The organism is Nocardiopsis sp. KDC1DS13DA1, assembly GCF_055632325.1.
This window is the reverse complement of record NZ_JBVMUY010000035.1, coordinates 284,115-300,131: the sequence shown is the minus strand read 5'-3', so window position 1 is coordinate 300,131 and position 16,017 is coordinate 284,115. Positions and strand designations below refer to the sequence as shown.

At 73.5% G+C, this 16,017-nt stretch carries 14 protein-coding genes; 9 read left to right on the top strand and 5 right to left on the bottom strand.

What is annotated here, in order from left to right; genetic code table 11:
* The first annotated feature begins 317 nt into the window (after positions 1-317).
* On the top strand, positions 318-1,178 hold the full coding sequence (locus ACTVAJ_RS24155; RefSeq protein WP_470390526.1) for an MOSC domain-containing protein: 861 nt from the start codon (positions 318-320) through the stop codon (positions 1,176-1,178).
* Positions 1,179-1,223: 45 nt separating this feature from the next.
* On the opposite strand, the gene ACTVAJ_RS24150 is transcribed toward ACTVAJ_RS24155, so the two are convergent.
* Positions 1,224-4,346, bottom strand: a complete 3,123-nt coding sequence (locus ACTVAJ_RS24150; RefSeq protein ID WP_470390525.1) for a sacsin N-terminal ATP-binding-like domain-containing protein — start codon at positions 4,344-4,346, stop codon at positions 1,224-1,226.
* Positions 4,347-4,593: 247 nt separating this feature from the next.
* Here ACTVAJ_RS24150 and ACTVAJ_RS24145 point away from each other — a divergent pair, with 247 nt between their 5' ends.
* Positions 4,594-5,019 carry a hypothetical protein gene (locus tag ACTVAJ_RS24145; RefSeq protein ID WP_470390524.1) on the top strand — a complete coding sequence of 142 codons (426 nt, stop codon included), beginning with the start codon at positions 4,594-4,596 and terminating at the stop codon, positions 5,017-5,019.
* 47 nt (positions 5,020-5,066) lie between these two features.
* Here ACTVAJ_RS24145 and ACTVAJ_RS24140 read toward each other — a convergent pair whose 3' ends face one another.
* From ACTVAJ_RS24140 to ACTVAJ_RS24130, 3 genes are all read right to left on the bottom strand, one after another.
* Complete coding sequence (locus tag ACTVAJ_RS24140) at positions 5,067-5,822, bottom strand: DUF3027 domain-containing protein (RefSeq protein ID WP_470390538.1); 756 nt, start codon at positions 5,820-5,822, stop codon at positions 5,067-5,069.
* Between the two features lie 189 nt (positions 5,823-6,011).
* Positions 6,012-6,395 (bottom strand): cold-shock protein, encoded by a 384-nt coding sequence (locus ACTVAJ_RS24135; protein WP_470390523.1) that lies wholly within the window; start codon positions 6,393-6,395, stop codon positions 6,012-6,014.
* A gap of 567 nt (positions 6,396-6,962) precedes the next feature.
* Complete coding sequence (locus ACTVAJ_RS24130; protein WP_470390522.1) at positions 6,963-7,736, bottom strand: hypothetical protein; 774 nt, start codon at positions 7,734-7,736, stop codon at positions 6,963-6,965.
* Positions 7,737-7,887: 151 nt separating this feature from the next.
* On the opposite strand from ACTVAJ_RS24130, the gene ACTVAJ_RS24125 reads away from it, so the two are divergent.
* The 5 genes from ACTVAJ_RS24125 (at position 7,888) to ACTVAJ_RS24105 (ending at position 13,812) form a co-directional block, all read left to right on the top strand.
* A complete protein-coding gene (locus ACTVAJ_RS24125) occupies positions 7,888-10,338 on the top strand; it encodes a helicase-associated domain-containing protein (protein ID WP_470390521.1) in 2,451 nt (816 codons plus the stop codon).
* Between the two features lie 231 nt (positions 10,339-10,569).
* Positions 10,570-11,004, top strand: a complete 435-nt coding sequence (locus tag ACTVAJ_RS24120; protein ID WP_470390520.1) for a hypothetical protein — start codon at positions 10,570-10,572, stop codon at positions 11,002-11,004.
* Positions 11,005-11,280: 276 nt separating this feature from the next.
* The gene (locus ACTVAJ_RS24115; RefSeq protein WP_470390519.1) at positions 11,281-11,553 is read left to right on the top strand and encodes a hypothetical protein; all 273 of its coding nucleotides are present in this window, start codon (positions 11,281-11,283) and stop codon (positions 11,551-11,553) included.
* A gap of 43 nt (positions 11,554-11,596) precedes the next feature.
* The gene (locus ACTVAJ_RS24110) at positions 11,597-12,064 is read left to right on the top strand and encodes a hypothetical protein (RefSeq protein WP_470390518.1); all 468 of its coding nucleotides are present in this window, start codon (positions 11,597-11,599) and stop codon (positions 12,062-12,064) included.
* Positions 12,065-12,165: 101 nt separating this feature from the next.
* Complete coding sequence (locus ACTVAJ_RS24105) at positions 12,166-13,812, top strand: DNA repair helicase XPB (protein WP_470390517.1); 1,647 nt, start codon at positions 12,166-12,168, stop codon at positions 13,810-13,812.
* Positions 13,813-13,878: 66 nt separating this feature from the next.
* On the opposite strand, the gene ACTVAJ_RS24100 is transcribed toward ACTVAJ_RS24105, so the two are convergent.
* The gene (locus tag ACTVAJ_RS24100; protein ID WP_470390516.1) at positions 13,879-14,115 is read right to left on the bottom strand and encodes a hypothetical protein; all 237 of its coding nucleotides are present in this window, start codon (positions 14,113-14,115) and stop codon (positions 13,879-13,881) included.
* Between the two features lie 226 nt (positions 14,116-14,341).
* Here ACTVAJ_RS24100 and ACTVAJ_RS24095 point away from each other — a divergent pair, with 226 nt between their 5' ends.
* Positions 14,342-15,334, top strand: a complete 993-nt coding sequence (locus ACTVAJ_RS24095; protein WP_470390515.1) for a R2-like ligand-binding oxidase — start codon at positions 14,342-14,344, stop codon at positions 15,332-15,334.
* A 241-nt stretch (positions 15,335-15,575) separates the two neighbouring features.
* Entirely contained in the window at positions 15,576-15,839 is a 264-nt protein-coding gene (locus tag ACTVAJ_RS24090; RefSeq protein ID WP_470390514.1) for a hypothetical protein, read from the top strand.
* The last annotated feature ends 178 nt before the right edge of the window (positions 15,840-16,017 follow it).

Sequence of the window (16,017 nt, the reverse complement as noted above, 5' to 3'; positions counted from 1 at the left end):
GTCAGGGCTGTGGCGAGGGCGAGGGAGGCGGCTCCGGCCGCCGCCCGGGCCAGGACGGTACCGCTCAGGGGGCGGGGGAAGGGGTCACGGCTCATCAGTGGTCTCCAAGACGGGGGAAGGATGGTGCCCGGTTGCCGAGCCCGGTACCAGGAGGAACCGGTTGTCTGTTGTGACGCGGGCCGGTCGCTACCGGTTCCTGGGCCCGAACGGCGCGACCGGCGGGGCGAACACGCGCCGCCCGGGCCACCACCCGGCCGCGCGTCACAGGCCCGGACCGGCGTGGACGGCGGACCCTCCGCTCGCGGTACCTTCGGCTCATGGCACGCATCACCGAACTCGTCCGCTACCCCGTCAAGGGATGCGCCGGAACACCCGTGACCAGCGCGGAGATGACACCCGCGGGGATCGCGCACGATCGCTCGTTCATGGTCGTCGACCCGGAGGGCGCCTTCCGCAGCCAGCGCGTCGACCCCCGGATGGCGCTCGTACGGGCGGACGTCGGCGCCGACGGCACACGGCTGGGCCTGCGCCTGGACGGGCTCGAACCGCTCGACCTCAAGGTGGACCCCGAGGGGCCGCGCGTCGACGTGGTGATGCACAGGCAGGCGTTCGTCGGCGTCGACCAGGGCGACGAGGTCGCCGCGTGGCTGTCCGAGGCGCTCGGATCGGCCAGCCGTCTGGTGCGCGTCCCCCGCGACCACGCCCGCGAGACCGGCGGCCTGACCCCGGGGACCAGCGGGTTCGCCGACAGCACCGCCGTGCTCATGGCCTCACTGGCCTCGCTGGACCTGCTCAACGAGCGGATCACCGGTACGGGCGGCCAGGCCGTTCCGATGAACCGCTTCCGCCCCAACGTCGTCGTCTCGGGCTGGTCGGAGCCGCACACCGAGGACCGTGTCCGCGCCGTCCGTCTGGGCACCGCCGAGCTCGGCTACGCCAAGGTGTGCATCCGCTGCGCGGTGCCCACGGTCGACCAGGAGACCGGGGAGAAGAGGGGGCCCGAGCCCACGCGCTCCCTGGCGGGCTACCGCCGGGCCGACAGCGGCGGGGTGGCGTTCGGCGCCAAGTTCGCGGTCACCCGCCCCGGGACGCTGTCCGTCGGCGACGAGGTCGACGTCACCGGGTGGGGCGAGCGGGAGGAGGGCCTGGGCGAGCGCCTCGCCGCGGCCCTGGCCTGACCGCCGTTCTCCCGGGGACGGATGACGGGGTACCGGGAGCGGCCCTCAGTCCAGGTCGGCCTCGGCCAACAGGGTCGCGGCGGCGGACGGGTCGCGCAGGACCGCCGCCACCAGGTGCCGGCGGTCCCACTGCCCGGCGCGCCAGCACAGCGCGCGGGCCAGACCGCCGCTGGTGGCCGCGTGGACCGACCCGTCACCGACGTACCACTCCACCTCCACGCCGTCCACGGTGAGCGTCTGGTGGTGCAGGTAGGTGCGGTCCGGCTCACCGTCGGGGTCGAGGAACAGCTCGGCCTCCCCGGGGACCTGTCGGACCTCGCCGCCCGCGTCCACCTCGCCGTCCACGGTCTCGCTCGCCAGGTCCAGGTCGAGCACGTCCGCCAGAGACTCCGCCGCGTCGGCGGGCGCCAGCACGAGCGGGCGGTCATCGAGCAGCGGCAGCAGGTCCGGGGAGTCCACGACCACAGCGTCCTCGGCGTCGGCCACGACGATGGTCCCGCCGTGCACGGCGCGCACCCGGCCCGGCGGCGTGACCAGGTCCGTGTCGACCCCCGCGAGGGCGGTCCACAGGCGCCGCAGCGCCGCGCGGTCCGCGTGCCGCGCCGGGTCGGCCAACCGGGACAGCAGGTCGTCCGGCCCGTCCGGGTCGGCGACCAGCTCGGCGAGGGTCGTGCGCACGCCCAGGGCGTGGGCGAACTCCAGGTCGACCTCGGCGGGTACCTCGTCGTACAACCCGACCAGCGCCGCGTCCGCGTCCTCGGTACGCAGCTCGACCGGGGCGCGTCCGTCCAGGAGGGCCCGGGTGCGCAGCCACCAGGCCGTGTACGAGGGCACGTCGGCCACGCGTCCGTCCGGCAGCAGCACCCGCGCCGGTGACGTGACCGCCTCGCGGAGCGGACCGCTCGCGAGCATCGCCAGCGCCGCCGGCCACCGGTCGTCGGCCACGTAGTCGAGGTCGGCCACGCACACGAGTTCCGGCACGACCGGCGGCAGGTCGGGGTCGCCGACCCGCTCCAGCATCTCGTCCGCCCAGTCCTCCAACCCGTCCGGAGCGCCGTCGCCGGCCGCCCCGTCGAAGGCCGACGCCAGCTCCTCGCCGAGCGCGACCTCCTCGGCCCGGACCACGGTCAGCTCCCAGAGCGCGCCGACGGCGCGCAGGACCTCGGTCCCGTGCCGTTCGACGACGTCCCCGTGCACGGTTGCGAACGGCGCGTCGGCCACGAGGAGGTCGGCCAGGGGTGCGCCGGGCACGAGCAGCTCGGCGGCCACGGAGTACCCGTCCTCGTCGTCACGCAGCGCCAGGTCGGCCAGCCAGGGGGCGTCGGCGACGGTCATCCCGGAGGCGGCCACCAGGTCGAGGACGGCCTCGGCCACCGGCTCGGGGTCCTCGGCCTCCAGCGAGTTGCGGACGGCGGCCTCGGTGAGCGGGTCGGACAGGACGGCGGCGGGGTTGGCCTCCACCGCGCCCAGACGGCGCAGCAGCGGCCGCACGGCGTCCGGGTGGACCACCCGCACGCCCAGCGCGGACAGGTCGGCGGGGTCGAGCCGCTCACCGTGCGCGTCGGCGACCTCCGCCCACTCCTCCGTGGGCAGCAGCAGTGAGCGCGGCCCGCGGACGAGCCTGCCGTCGGCGAGCGGGACCGGGAGGGCGCCCAGTTCGTCGAGGTCGGCCCCTCCGCTGCCCGCGATCTCCAGCGCGGTGTACAGGTCCGCCCACCAGCCGGGCGACCGCTCGATGTCACCGAGCAGGTCGGCGAGGTCGGCGAGCCCGACGCGGCGCATCCGCAGGGACGTCAGTGCGGGGTGGCGCGGGTTCCACGTCCCCGGGAGCAGGCTCGGAGCGAGGTCGGCCAGGACGCCGACCAGCTCACCCGCACCGCCCGAACCGCCCGTGTCGAGCAGCACGGCGTCGCGCGGTGCCACGGGGGCTCCGGAGGCGGTGGTGAGGAAGGGGGTGTCCTGGAGCGGGGCAGCGACCCGGGCGCGGAAGGCGGCGTCGACCGCCCCGCCGCCCACGCGCGTGCCCGGCACCAGGTCGAGCGCGGCACGGGCGTCGAAGCGGCGCAGGAGCGCGCAGTAGGCGTCGGCGGCCTCGGAGAGCAGCAGGTCGGTGGCGGCACCGGGCTGGACCGTGCGGCGGTCGGTGCTGAGGGGGAAGCTGCCGATGAGGACGGCGGGCAGGTCGAGTTCGGTGTCGGTGGGCGTGGGCGCGTGCACGACCGGTTCGACGTCGGCGGGCAGGGGCGCCACGACCCCGTCGGCGTCCACCGGCACCGCCCAGGTCAGCTCCCAGTCCGCGCGGCCCCTCTCCTCGACCGGGCGGTCGGCCAGCAGGGAGGGGGCGAAGGTGCCCGAGCGGGTCAGGACCCGCCAGTGCGTGAGCCGGGTGCCGTCGGCGTCGCCCAGGGTGGTGACCGGCCCCGCCGGGTCGGTGTCGTCCCGGGTGAGGAGGCGTTCGGTGCCGTCGACGGACACGCGGACCTCCGTGAGGCCGGGCAGGGCCAGCAGCAGGGCCTCTCCGGTGGCCTCCAGGAGGGCGCGCACGCGCTCGCGGGCGGTCGCGTCGCGCAGGGCCAGCGTGACGACGGTGTCGTAGCCCTCCGCCTCGACCGGGGTCGAGGGGAAGGGCAGGCGCAGCATCGGCACGTGCCCGGAGCGGCGCTCCACCTCGTCGGCCAGGTCGTCGTGCGCCGTGCCCCCGGTGAGCAGTTCGGCGACGGCCTTTCCGGCCCGCCCGGCGCTGAAGGACACGGCGGAGCCGCCGGAGGAGACGGTGACGTCGTCGCTGATCGCGGCGACCGCGGAGAACCCGACGCCGAAGCGGCCCGCGGAGCCGTGCTCACCGCGCTTGGTGGAGGCGCGCAGGGTGGACAGGGACTCCACGCCCTCGGTGGTCAGGCGGGCGCCGGTGTTGGCGGCGGTGAACCGGTCGTCCTCCAGGGCGAGGGACAGTCGGCCGGGAACGCCGGCGCGACGGGCGGCGTCGGCGGCGTTCTGGGCCAGCTCGACCACGACGCGGTCGCGGTAGCCGCCGAGCGCGAAGTCCTCCTCGGCGTTGGCGTCCTCACGGAACCGGGCGGGCGCGTCGGCCCAGGCGGCGAGCACGCGACGGCGCAGCTCGGCGGTGTTGAAGGGGTCGACCGCACCAGCGGTCACCGACTCGGCCATCGTGGGTTCCTCCTGCGGTGCGGACCAGCCGGGCGCGGGGCCGCCCCGGATCGCACGCGGACGGCAGAACGACCTTAGGCCATGCCCGGGAGAGTCACACTCCGGTACGCGCCGAACGGGGCGAGCACGGACCCGACCGCCGGTGAAACCGACCGGGTGTCCGCCGCGTCGGATTCCCAACGACCGTCCGGGGTCCGACGGCGGCGACCGTCCCGTCCCGCCCGGACCCCCTGTTCGAACGGGAACGGTGACACTCGTGCTTCTGGACATCCCCGTGACCTACTACTGGACCGCCGCGGCGGGCGCGGCCGCCCTGTTCTGGGCGGTCATGGTGCCGTGGATGCCGACGAGGCGGTCCCGGTGGCGGATCGCGGCCGTCCCCCTCGTCATGGTCCTACCGATCGCCGCGCTGTGGGCCGAGGGTGTCCCGGTCCGCGCCGCACTGGCCTTCTACGACCTGGTTCTCGTGGCGGTGGTGCTCCACCTGCGCCCGTTCCACCGGTGGTTCCCCAGGGCCGTCGTGGAGGAGGAGCGCAGCGGCCATGATCCGCGCCACAGGCGGGTGAGGGACCTCCCCCTCGCTTTCAGGGTGTGGTCGTTCCTGGTGTGGCTGGTCATCGTCCCGCTGATCTTCGCGGCCGCGGTCGCGATCACGTACCTGTGGTTCTCCTGACGCCCCGCGTGCCGGTGCGCACGGGGCGCACACGGCCGGGGCGGGGATCAGGAGTCGGCGGAGACGAGTTCCAGCTCGGCGGTGTCCTCGAAGGTGATGTGGTCGTAGCCGAGTTCGTCGACGACCGGCGCCACCGGCCCGTTCCGGTCGGCCGGGTGGCGGACCTCGGAGTGGGCGCCGCAGCCGTGGTCGAGCGAGACGACCCTGCCGTCGTCGGGGGCGAACTCGTTCGTGCACACGCCGAACATCTGGCGCAGCTCACCGGCGAGCGGGGTGAGGAATCCGCAGGTGGCGCAGCGGGCGGGGGCGGCGGTGGCGATCGGGCTGCGCGGACCGGCCTCGCCGTTGTACCACCGCTCGGCGGCCTGCTCGCGGCCGGCCTCGGAGAGCACGTGGCGGCGGCCCAGGCCGAGCTCCCACAGCATCTGCTGGTCGGCGCCCTCCTCGTCCAGCTCGCCCTCGGGTACCTGGGCGAAGCCGGGGACGAGGCGCTCGTCGTCCTCGTCCGTGGGCAGGAGGTCGCCCGCGCCGAGGTCACCGGGGCGCAGCCGCTCCTTCCAGGGGACCCATTCGGGCGCGACGAGGGCGCCCTCGCCGGGGAGCAGAACGGCCTCGTTGACCGTGACCGCCTTGGCGCGCGAGGCGCGGACCACGGTCACGGCGTAGTTCCACCCCGGGTAGGCGGGGTCCATGCAGGTGAAGTAGTGGGTGACCAGCCGGGTGCCCTCGACCTGGGGGGCGCTGTGCTCTCCCACCCACTCGGGCCGCCCGACCTCGGCGGCCGCCGAGCGGGCCAGGTCCACCGCCTCGATACAGGCCTTGTCCGGTACAGGAGAACGTCGAGAAGGGCTCACGTTCCCCATTCTCACTGATCGCGCACACCGATTTGACCATGTCGAGGGTCAAGGTTCGCCCGGTTCCTCCCCCGGACCGGGTCTCGTCGCCCTGGTGGGGCCGCGCCCGGAGCCGTGGGACACCGGGCGGGCGGGGGGTCAGACGTCGAGGTCGTCGGCGACCACACGCAGGACGGACGCGATCCTGGACGACTCCCGGCGCTCGGGCTGGCGCCCCCGCCGGTACCCCTCCGACAGCCCCTCCAGGAGTTTGATCAGGTCCTCGGTGATGACGACCATCTCATCCGGCTTCTTGCGCCGGGCCTTGGCCACCGAGTGCTGGCCCTCCAGGAGCTGCACCTGGAGCGCCTGCGCGCCCTTGCGTCCCTCGGCCACACCGAACTCGACCCTCTGGCCGGGCCTGAGGGACGTCGTTCCCGCGGGCAGGGAGGAGGAGTGCACGAACACCTCGCCGCCGTCGTCGCGGGTGAGAAAACCGAAACCCTTGTCGCCGTCGTACCACTTGACCTTGCCGGTGGGCACGTAGTGACCTCACGCTTTCGCTGTCAGGCACCGGGGAGCGGACACCGGGGAGCATCCTGACCCGCCCTCCCACCCGTTCCCGTGGCGCCCCTGGATTGCCGGGGACGGTGACCAAGGTACTGGGAGAGACCCTTCGGACGCGAGGGCATATCTCACCCGCCGTGGCCGCGCGGACGCGCGCCGGGAGCGGTGTCCCGGCGGGTTCCGGGCACCCCCGTCCGGTCGGCGGAACCGAGAACCCCGTGCCGACACGACGAGGCCCGGAGGATGTCGGCCTCCGGGCCTCGTACGTCGGCGGTGGCCCGCGCACCGCTGAGCGCGGAGTGTGGGACGGGACTCGGCGGGGGCGCGGGCCACGCGACCTTTGCGGTGCCCCGGGCTGGAGACCGGGTCACCTCTGGGGACGCGGCCGCCGGCCGTGCGGACGCGTCTGCGTAGGGACAGGTCTACACGAAGTCGTGGATTCGGACGCGCCGTCACCGGCGGGGCGGAGAAGGTTATTCCGAGCGTTTGCCAAGCGATGACCCGGGCGGAGTGCGGGCGGACCGGCGCGGGCGCGGGGCCGCCTCAGCGCTCCGCGGTCCCCTCCCGGGCCCGGTCGGCGGCCAGGGCGGACCGCAGTGCCCTCGGGTACAGGTAGAACACGGCCACCAGGCACGCCAGGCCGAGCCCGATCACCCCCGTGGCGGGCAGCGACTCCTGGATGTACCGGTCGACGAACTTGGCCTCGCCGTCCCACAGAAGCATCGCGACCACGCAGGACGCCACCGGCAGCCCCACGCCGACCCACTTGTCGCGGGTGCTCCACACCCGGCTGAGCACGATCAGGGCGGCCGCGAGCACCCACACGAACGCCAGTTCCCACCGCCACGGCACCGTCAGCAGCATCAGCCCCAGAGCGGCGGCCTCCCCCGGGTACGTGCGCACCACGAGCACGGCACCGCGCAGGGGTCCCGGCCGGGCCGTCCCGGACGTGTCGGTCTCCTCCCCTCCTCCGTTCCGGTCCAGGAGCGCCATGAGACCGCGGTTGGGCCCGCCGCGCCACGGCGGCGGCTCCCGGTTGGCCTGCGCGGGTTGGGGAGGGATGAGTTCGTCGTCCTGGATGTCCAGGTCACGGCCCTCGCACTCCCTGCGGACGAGGTCCTGCGGCGTGCCGAAGCACCGCAGGACGTCGCGGACCGCGTCGGGACCGGAGTCGCCCTCCGCCGCGCGGCGGGCGTCGATCCGCGAGCGGAGGTCGGCCAGGTAGGCGGTGCGCTCCCTGGCGGTCATCCGACCGTGCAGGATCAGGCCGACCTCGGACAGATAGTCGAGTACCACTTGTTCCGAGCGCTGGGACATGCCCCCATATTGGCCCACAATGACCTGGCTTTTAACCCTTATCCTTGGTTTTGGCCGTCGAATTCTGTTCGAATTCGGCCTTGTGCCCTGTGACGAATGGTAGCGAGGAGGAGGCGCGACGCGCGGCACGGCATCGCCTAGCGTGGACACGATGAGCGACAACGCACAGCCCGACCGGCACCGACCGGGGGCGGAGAGCCGTGACGCGGTCTCCCCGGGCCGACCCCCGACGTTCACGTCCTGGCTGCGCAGCCGCTCGGACGACGACCTCGCCGCGCTGCTGGCCGCCCGGCCCGACCTCGCCCAGCCGGTGCCCGCCGACATCGGCGCCCTGGCCGCCCGCGCGACCAGTCGCAACGCGGTCCTGCGCGTGCTGGAGCGGCTCGACCGCTTCACCCTCCAGGTCCTGGAGTCGGTCGTGGCGCTCGGCGACGACCGGCTCTCCGAACCGGTCGGTGCCCCTCCCGCCGACCTGGCCGCCGCCCTCGGGCTGAGCCCCGTCCCCGCCGACGACCCGCTGACGCGCGCCCTGGACACCCTGCACCGGCTCGCCCTGGTCTGGCCCGACCAGGGGCGGCTGCGCCCGGTACAGGTCCTGCGGGACCTCCTCCCCCACCCCGCCCGGCTCGGCCCGCCCGCGCGCGCCCTGTTCGCCGTCCTTCCGCACGGCACGGTCAAGCGGCTCGCCGACGACCTGGCGCCCGACAGCACCGCCGCGACCCCGGTCGAGACGGTCGCCACCCTCCTGTCCGACCCGGCGCGGGTGAACGGGCTGGTCGCCCAGGTCGGAGCACCGGCCCACCGGCTCCTGGACAGCATGGCGTGGGGTCCGCCGAACGGCACCGTGTCGGACGCGCGGCGCGAGATCGACCTGGCCACGGCGGCGTCCCCGGTCGAGACACTCGTCGCCCGCGCCCTGCTCGTCCCCACCGGTGACGACACCCTGACCCTGCCGCGCGAGGTCGGCCTGGCGCTGCGTTCGGGAGAGCTGTTCCGGGAGGTCACCGTCGCGCCGCCGCCGTTCCAGGGCACGGAGAACCCGGGGGACGCGGTCACCCGGGCCGCGGCGGGACAGGCGTTCACGGTGCTGCGCGCGGTCGAGGAACTCCTGGAACACTGGTCACAGGACCCCGCCGCCGTACTCCGCAACGGCGGTATGGGCGTCCGGGACCTGCGCCGCGCCGCCCAGACGATGGACACCGACGAGAGCACCGCGGCCCTGCTGGTGGAGGCCGCCCACTCCGCCGGGCTGATCGGCGCCGACGACCGGGTCGCCGGCGAGTGGCTGCCCACCCGCGAGTACGACCTGTGGCGGGAGAGCCCTCCCGAACAACGGTGGCTGCGGTTGGCGTCGGCCTGGCTGGAGTCGGACCGCGTCGCCGCGCTCACCGGGTCCACCGACTCCGGCGGTCGGGCGCGCAACGTGCTCGGCCCCGGGCTGACCCGACCGGCCGCGTCACAGGCCCGCCGGGACGTGCTCGGCGAGCTGGCGACCGCGGAGCCGGGGTTCGCGCCGCTGCCCGACTCGCTGAACGCGCGCCTGGCCTGGCGTCGGCCCCGTCGGCAGTCCCCCGTGTACACGGAGCTCGTACGGGCGGCGGCGGACGAGGCGGCCGTACTCGGCCTGACCGGGCGCGGGGCCCTGGCCGACCACGCGCGGCCGCTGCTGGAGGGTGACGGGGACGCGGCCGCGCGGGTGCTGGCCGCCGAACTGCCCCGCCCGCTCGACCACGTCCTCCTCCAGGGGGACATGACCGCGATCGCCCCGGGGCCGTTGGTGACCGAGCTGGCCCGGGAACTCGCGCTGGTCGCGGACGTGGAGTCGACCGGTGGCGCCACCGTCTTCCGCTTCACCGAGGGCTCCGTGCGGCGGGCGCTCGACGCGGGTCGGGGCGTCGCCGACATCACCTCCCTGCTCGAACGCCACTCGCGCACACCGGTACCCCAGGCGCTGCGGTACCTGGTGTCCGACGTGGGCCGCCGCCACGGGCGCCTGCGCGCGGGCTCGGCCTCCAGTTACCTGAGGTGCGACGAACCGGCGGCGCTGGAGGAGCTGGTCGCCGACCGCCGCGCCGGCGACCTCGGACTGGTCCGCCTGGCGCCGACGGTGGTCGCGAGCCGGGTCAGCCGCTCCACCCTGGTCGAACGGCTGCGACAGCTGGGCTACCACCCGGTTCCCGAGAGCGGGGACGGGAGCATGAGCCTGAGCCGCCCGGAGGTGCGGCGGGCCGAACCGGCGGACGTGCCGCCCCCGGTCGAGCCGGTGCCGACCGCCGCGCTGGTGGGGGCGGCGGTCCGGGCGGTGCGCGCCGGGGACGAGGCGGCCACGGCGGAGCGGCGGCCGGTTCCGCTCCCCGAGGACGGGCCGCCCGGGTCGCGGGCCAACGCGGTCATGGAGGTACTCACGCACGCGGCCGGGGAGGAGCGGCGGGTGTGGATCGGCTACACCGACACCGACGGCCGCCAGGTGAGCCGGATCGTCCGGCCGTCGGGGGTCGACGGGGGTTTCCTGACCGCCTACGACACGACGCGCGCGGCCGTGCACCGGTTCGCGATCCACCGGATCACCGCCGTCGCCGAGTTGGAACGGGAGGCGGACTGACGGGCGCGGGGACACCCCGCCGCAGGCGTCCGTTGAGGGGAGGACCCCGACCGAACACGAAGTGTCCGCTTGGGGTGGTGGCGGGTGACGGGCCCGGGGACACCCCGCCGCAGGCGTCCGTTGAGGGGAAGACCCCGACCGAACACGAAGTGTCCGCTTGGGGTGGTGGTGGGTGACGGGCGGGCTAGTGTGGTGTCGTTGGTCGACCCACTGACGGTGAGAGACACCCCCATGAGCAACGCATCGCTGCCCCCCGGGGCATCGTCCCCCCGCGACCACGGACGCGACGGCGAGCGCGGTCGCGAGGCGGCGCGAAGGCCCGAGTCCACCGACCGCCACGACGCCGACCGCGAGGCCCGGAACGACCGGCCCGGCCCGGGGACGGGTGGCGCCAACAGCTCCACGATGGCCCTGATCCTGCACGCGATCACGTTCCTGTGCTGCGCGAACTGGCTCTTCGGGGTCGCGGGGATGGTGTTCGCCGTACGGGCCGGACATGCCCGCGACCGGGGGCGTCCGGACCAGGCGGAGACCCTCACGCGTTACTCCTGGTACTGCCTGGGGGCGGCGGGTGTGATGTTCTTCGTCATGATGGTGTTGACCTTCGTGACACTCACACAGGCCGGGTCGTGGATCGGGGGTATCGTCCCGATCACGAACTACTGATCGCGGACGGGTGAACCACGGATCCGGGCGCGGCGTCTGACCGAGAGGAACGGGAATGCGGGGTAGGGCGACGACCGGGGAGCGCGGCGGACTGTGAGCGGCGGAGGCGGCCCCAGGGCCTTCTGGGAGAGGGAACAGGTCTCCTCTCCCGGACATCCCCTGCCCACGGGCGGTGTCCGGGGCGGTCCTCCTCCGGCCCGGCCGCCGTCCGCGACCGCGCCGCCGTCCGCCGTCCGGCCCCCGGCGGCTCCTCGGCCCGTCGGACCGCCTCCGCGTGTGGGCGGCGCCGTCGCCGCCCTGGTGGTCGCGGTCCTCACCCTGGCGATACCGGCACTGGGCGTGTCCCTGGGGCTGTGGTTCTTCCTCCTGCTGACCAACATCCCCGGGATCGGTCTGGGCGTCACCGCCCTGGTGAAGATCCCCGACACGGCCGAGGTCGAGCGGTTCCTCCGGTACACCTGGGCCTGCAACTTCGCCTACCTGGCGATGTTCGTCGTGTTCCTCGTCCCGGTCCTGGTCCTGGTGGCCGTGACGGCCTACTACTCCTGACCCGGATCCTCGCCCCTCCCCCGAGAGCACGGAGAACCCCTCGATGAAGGACGACTGGCAGCACGGGCCCCCCGGCCCGGAGGGCTACGACTACGACGCCGGCACGGGCGGCTACAGCCCTGCGCCGGGTGACGGTCCACCGCCCGGCTACGGCGCTCCCCCCGGGTACGGTCCCCCGCCCCCTCCTGCGGCCTTCGCCCCCGGACACGGCGCTCCCCCCGGGTACGGTCCCCCGCCCGCCTACGGCATCCCGCCCGCCTACGGTGGGTCCTACCGGGAGCCGCCCGGCCAGGCCGGCATGGTGGTCTCCCTGGTCCTGGCCATCATCATGGTGAGCTCCCTGTGCAACGTCTTCGCCATCCCCGGGATCGTCTTCGCCGCGATCGCCCTCGCGGAGCGGCGCGACCACGGGCGGGCCGCCCGGTTCAAGCGCTACTCCTGGATCGCCAACGGGGTCAGCGTGGTCCTCCTCGTCCTGCTCGTCGCCGTCGTGATCGCCACGGAGGGCTGACCCCGGCGACCGGGGCGCTCACCCGGTCCGGGCATGATCGGGGAGGCGGGCGCGTTACACCAGGCGCCCGCCCGTCGCCCCACCCTCCTGGGAAGGTCCGTGTGTCCTGCCTGATCGTCCAGTCCGACAAGACTCTGCTCCTCGAAGTCGACCACGAGTCCGCCGATGAGTGCCGCCGTGCCATCGCGCCCTTCGCCGAGCTCGAACGCGCCCCCGAGCACGTGCACACCTACCGGATCACCCCGCTGGCGCTGTGGAACGCGAGGGCGGCCGGGCACGACGCCGAGCAGGTCGTCGACGCCCTGATCCGGTTCTCCCGGTTCCCCGTCCCGCACTCCCTGCTGGTGGACATCGCCGAGACGATGGACCGCTACGGGCGGCTGCGACTCGTCGGAGACCCCGTGCGCGGCCTGGTCCTGGAGTCCTCCGACCGTGCGGTGCTGGAGGAGGTCGTGCGCGCCCGCAAGCTCAGGGGCATGCTCGGCGAGCGGCTGGACGAGGACTCCGTGGCCGTGCATCCGAGCGAGCGCGGCAACCTCAAGCAGGCGCTGCTCAAGATCGGCTGGCCCGCCGAGGACCTGGCCGGGTACGTGGACGGCGAGGCGCACCGGATCGACCTCGACCAGGACGGGTGGGAGCTGCGCGGTTACCAGAAGGAGGCCGCGGAGAGCTTCCACGCGGGCGGTTCCGGCGTCGTCGTGCTCCCCTGCGGTGCGGGCAAGACCGTGGTCGGCGCCGCGGCGATGGCGATGACCGGTGCGACGACGCTGATCCTGGTCACGAACACGGTGTCGGTGCACCAGTGGCGGTCGGAGCTGCTCCGGCGCACGTCGCTGACCGAGGACGAGATCGGCGAGTACTCCGGCACGCGCAAGGAGATCCGGCCGGTCACCATCGCGACCTACCAGGTGATGGCCGCGCGCCGGAAGGGCGTGTACACCCACCTGGAACTGTTCGACGCCCGCGACTGGGGCCTGGTGGTCTACGACGAGGTGCACCTGCTGCCCGCGCCGATCTTCCGGATGACCGCCGGCCTCCAGGCGCGTCGCCGCCTCGGCCTGACGGCCACGCTCGTGCGCGAGGACGGCCGCGAGGGGGACGTGTTCTCCCTGATCGGCCCGAAGCGCTACGACGCGCCGTGGAAGGACATGGAGAACCAGGGCTGGATCGCCCCGGCGGACTGCGTGGAGGTGCGCGTGGACCTGTCGGAGTCAGAGCGCCTGGCGTACGCGACCGCGGAGCCGGAGGACCGCTACCGGTTCTGCGCCTCGTCGGACTCCAAGACGACGGTGGTGCGGGAGATCGTACGGCGCCACCCCGAGGACCAGGTCCTGGTGATCGGGTCCTACATCGATCAGCTGGACGAGCTGGGCGAGTCGCTGGACGCCCCCGTGATCAAGGGCGAGACCCGCAACAGGGAGCGGGAGCGGCTGTTCGACGCCTTCCGGTCCGGTGAACTGCGGACGCTGGTGGTGTCCAAGGTCGCGAACTTCTCGATCGACCTGCCGGAGGCGGGCGTGGCCGTCCAGGTGTCGGGGTCGTTCGGGTCCCGCCAGGAGGAGGCCCAGCGGCTCGGCCGGGTGCTGCGGCCCAAGTCCGACGGCCGGTCCGCGCGCTTCTACGCCGTGGTGGCCCGGGACACCCTCGACCAGGACTACGCGGCCCACCGGCAGCGGTTCCTCGCCGAGCAGGGGTACGCCTACCGGATCACGGACGCGGGCGATCTGCTGTCCGGGGACGAGATCTGACGGGTCCGCCGCCGGCGCGCGGCCGCCCCGGCGGTTCCGCGTGCCCGGGCCGTGCGGGGCGCCGGATCACAGCGACGGCAGTCCGCCCATGACGTACGTGCCCACGGCGATCCCCCAGGCGATGAGGGAGTAGGTGAGGGTGCGGGTGCGCAGGAGGCGGTCGCCCCGGACGGACGGCGCGGTGAACGCGGCGACGAACAGGGCCAGCCCGAGGAGGGCGGGAACCCCGGAGGCCAACGCGAAGAGCTGTGTCTGGGTCGCGCAGGTCGTGTAACCCTCGCTGCCGGGATCACCACAGAACACGTCGTCCCCCGATCGATGCGGTCGGTCTGAGCGGCACCCACTGACCGTACCGTTTCGGCAGGGGCGTGATCGCCGCCGAGGTTGACCGTATCCGTCCCTCTGGTCGGCGCCCGACCAGCCCTGCCGAACCAGATTCTGTTTTTTCGTGATCCACGGCACGCTTTCTCTTTACACGAGAGTCATCTGTGTCCAATCATGAGGACAGTCCGCCCCTGGAGGTCATCCCATGTCCGACACCCCGGCCACGCCGACGGCCGCCAACGAACACAGAACCGGTTTCCACTCGCTCCGCGGTGGGGGCCTGAACTGGGACTCCCTTCCGCTCCGCCTGTTCGCCAAGGGCAACGCCCGCTTCTGGAACCCGGCCGACATCGACCTGAGCCAGGACGCCGAGGACTGGAAACGGCTCGACGACGCGGCGCGCACGCGCGTCCTGCGGCTGTGCGCGTTCTTCGTGGCGGGTGAGGAGGCGGTCACCGAGGACATCCAGCCGTTCATCCGCGCGATGGCGGCGGAGGGCCGGCTCGGCGACGAGATGTACCTGACCCAGTTCGCCTTCGAGGAGGCCAAGCACGTCCAGGCGTTCCGGCTGTGGCTGGACGCGCTCGGAGTGCAGGAGGACCTGCACGAGTACGTCGACGCCAACCCCGGCTACCGCGCGCTGTTCTACGAGGAGCTGCCCGGGTCGCTGAACGCGCTCCTGGACGACCCGAGCCCGCGCAACCAGGTGCGGGCGTCGGTCACGTACAACCACGTCATCGAGGGCTCGCTCGCGCTCACCGGGTACTACGCCTGGAACCACGTGTGCACCGTGCGCGACATCTTCCCGGGCATGCGCGAGATCGTGCGCAGGATCGGGGACGACGAGCGCCGCCACATGGCGTGGGGCACCTTCACCTGCCGCAGGCACGTCGCCGCCGACGACGCCAACTGGGAGGTGGTCCGCGGTCGGCTCGACGAACTGCTGCCGCACGTGATGACCACGGTCAAGCGGGGCGACACGCCCTCCGACGACCCGGCCGACCAGCGCTACGAACTGCCGCCGGGCGAACTGGTCGAGTACGCGGGCAACCGGGCGCTGCGGCGGCTGGGCGCGATCGAGTCCGCGCGCGGGGTGCCGCTCCCCCAGATCGACCTCGACGCCTCACCCGAGCAGCTGGAGGAGCGCTTCGGCGAGGAGGACCGGGAGGCGATGCGCTCGGTCCGCCCCGAGGGCTGAACGGCCTCCGGGCATCACGGCGGCAAGAAAGGAAGAAACCGACCGAAGCCGCTAAATGCCACATGGGAAAATAAAAACCAAAAATACTCGGCAAACAGCAGGTTTGCTTTTGCTTTGCCCTTTCTTTGCCAGTTGGGTTTCTATCATCAGCCCGGGCCGACCATTCCGGCGCGGCCCGCTTCGTCTCACCGCCCGGGAGAGTGTCCTTCCGCTCCGCCCGGGCCCGCGATCGAGGTGGTACATGAAACTCACCAGGGCACTCACCGTCGCCGTTCTGACGGCGGCCGCCACGTTCGGACTGGCCGCCCCCGCCGCGGCCGTCGAGCCGACTCCGCAGTGCGAGAGCAACGGCAACAAACCGCCGTGCTGGGAGTACTATTCCTGGTACTGGACCTATGAGCGCTGCCACGAGGTGGGCAAGCAGCAGGTGTCCAGCCACGACAGGTACGACGACTACACCTGCGACGGCGGTGCCACGGTCTATCTCTGGCTGCACCGGGTCTGACCCCGCGTCCTCCCCGGCGGATTCCGCACGAAGGCTTCCGCGCCCTTGCGCTCCTTCCGCCGCGGAGGACGCGGGAGACACGCTTCGTCGGACGGAACCCGGACGGCGCCCGGTCCCGCCGCGTTCACCGCTCGGGATCGGGCGGTCGTCCATGTCGTGGACGACCGCCGCGCCACCG